The sequence below is a fragment of the Oleiphilus sp. HI0066 genome, from assembly GCF_001635725.1.
Map to the genome: position 1 here is coordinate 1 of NZ_LWFH01000568.1, position 953 is coordinate 953.

The window sequence follows — 953 nt, forward strand, 5'->3', positions numbered from 1 at the left end:
AGCCGCAGCACCTTTAGGGTGTTTTGTTGTGTGGCGTCGTATGGCTTATTTTGGTGATGCGACCGCACATTCAGCCGTACTAGGTATCGCTCTTTCTCTTAGTTTTTCTACGCCAGTTTTTCTGGGCGTTTTAATCGTTTGTATGATCATGGCGATCACCGTTTCATCATTGAGTGAGCGTGGCATTGCCATGGATACCTTACTAGGTGTGATGTCGCATTCAGCCCTGGCAATTGGTTTGGTTGCTGTGTCGTTTCTGTCCGGTGTGCGAATCGACTTAATGTCTTATTTGTTTGGCGACATTCTCGCTGTCGGTAAATCAGATCTCTTCATTATTTGGGGTGGGGCTGCGCTGGTATTAGTGCTCGCGACACTGCGCTGGAACGGACTATTACTATCTACGCTTAATCCTGATTTAGCACTAGCAAGTGGGTATAAACCAAAACACGAGCAGCTCATTCTTACTATTAGCCTTGCGATAGTGGTCGCAGTCGCAATTAAAACAGTCGGTGTATTGCTGATTGTCGCAATGCTTATTATTCCAGCTGCTACAGCTCGAGTACTCAGTTCTACCCCCGAGATGATGGCTGTTGTCGCTGGTGTGTTAGCGATTTCTGCAAGCTTAATTGGCTTGCATGGTTCCTATGTTTTCGATACTCCAACAGGTCCCACTATCATTAGTGTGTGTGCGATTTTGTTTGTTGTTGTGAACCTTGGATATCGTCTTCTTCCCAAGAAACTACGTAAAGGAATTTCATAATTATATGGAAGCGATGGTGGACGAGATTCAGCGAAAATTAGCTGAATCAAATGACATTCATACTTTGGCAGATATCTACAAAGACGACGTTAATATCGCCGTCTGGAAACGAGATCTCTCATCAGGATTACGTGATTCAATTGCATCTCTGCTTGATCAGGCTGAATTCATTCGTGTTGAAGATGATGTGACG

Annotated in this window: 2 protein-coding genes; both read left to right on the forward strand. The window is 44.6% G+C overall.

The window, feature by feature from the left end; all coding sequences use genetic code 11:
- On the forward strand, window positions 1–760 hold a 760-nt coding region (locus A3738_RS07630), incomplete at its 5' end, for a metal ABC transporter permease (protein ID WP_068763493.1).
- Window positions 761–764: 4 nt separating this feature from the next.
- The coding region (locus tag A3738_RS07635; RefSeq protein WP_156504066.1) for a DUF1826 domain-containing protein at window positions 765–953 on the forward strand (189 nt) is incomplete at its 3' end.